This is a genomic window from Companilactobacillus halodurans (assembly GCF_009600985.1).
GTDB classification, from domain to species: Bacteria; Bacillota; Bacilli; order Lactobacillales; family Lactobacillaceae; genus Companilactobacillus; species Companilactobacillus halodurans.
In genome coordinates this window covers 1-1,230 of the sequence record NZ_VDFP01000188.1, presented here as the reverse complement: position 1 = coordinate 1,230, position 1,230 = coordinate 1, and the positions used below count along the sequence as shown (strand labels likewise).

General features: G+C 31.0%; 1 pseudogene. It reads right to left on the bottom strand.

Going from position 1 to position 1,230, the window contains the following annotated elements:
- Nucleotides 1-872, bottom strand: a pseudogene (locus FHL06_RS13510) (IS3 family transposase); the annotation flags it as partial.
- Between the last annotated feature and the right edge of the window lie 358 nt (nt 873-1,230).

Sequence of the window (1,230 nt, the reverse complement as noted above, 5' to 3'; positions counted from 1 at the left end):
AACACTGCCTTGGTCACTATGTAGTATGCAATTCTCAGGTATATCTATTTGATTCAATGTATCATTTACTAAGCTTTGATCTTGTTTGTTATCTATTTTATACGCCACAATTTCTCCGTTATAAACATCCATAATTGAAGATAAATACAACATAGAGTTACCGAAAGGTAAATAAGTAATATCAGTTGTTAATACTTCCATTGGTTGGTTAGCTTTAAACTGTCTTTGTAATAAATTCTCTGTTTTATAATAAGGTTTGCCAATTTTTTTAGATTTTTTAGGCCTAACTCGGCAGTTCAGATTATACTCTCGCATGATTCGCTGAACTCTTTTATGATTAATTGATGCTGAATACAATTGATTAATCAACGCTGTAATTTTGCGATAACCGTAGGTGAAATTATTTTCTTCACATAATTCAATAATCTTTTGAGTCACTTTATCTTTTTCATTGTTCTTGTGTTTCCATCTATAGTATGTCGATTTAGGTATTTCTAAAACATCAAGTATCATTTTGATTGAATACTTATGCTTTAATTGATTAACTAATTCTACAATTACTTTTGGTACCACTTCCTTTCTAATTCCTTGTACTTTTTTAAAATATCTAATTCAATATCTTTTTTCTTATTATCTAACTTTAATTGTTCTATTTCTGATAATTCTTTCACTCCTTTGCCATAAGTATATTGCTTGCCTCTTTGTTGATAAAATCTATAAGTTTCACCATTTCGATACCATCGCCACCAAGTTTTTACCTGTGTGCTGTTTTTGATATTTAATACTTCCATAATTTCTTTTACAGTATATCCAGCTTCTTTCATTTCAATAGTCTTATATTTTGTTTCTATTGAATAAGACATTATTTTCATAGAAAAAACACCTCCGTATGATTCATTTTAAATGAATTCAACGAAAGTGTTTTTATTTCCTTCCCACTATTTGGGGTCAGTTCAAAAGTCACCTAAGGTTTGTTTATTTATATTTGTATAGCTATTTTTTCAAAATAGGAGTGGTCTTTCGGATCAAAGTTGGTTCTATTATCAATTGATTTATTCAACATAATAAACACCACCGCTATTTAAATTATATATTATAATCTTTTCAGTGTAATATTGGCAGTGATTTGGGCCGACTCCTACGGGAAGACCACTAGCCGAAGCCTACAGGCTAAGGCAGTGCCCGCGGAAAGCGTGCACAAAAAACTGCCGCCAAAGTCACAGACTGTCG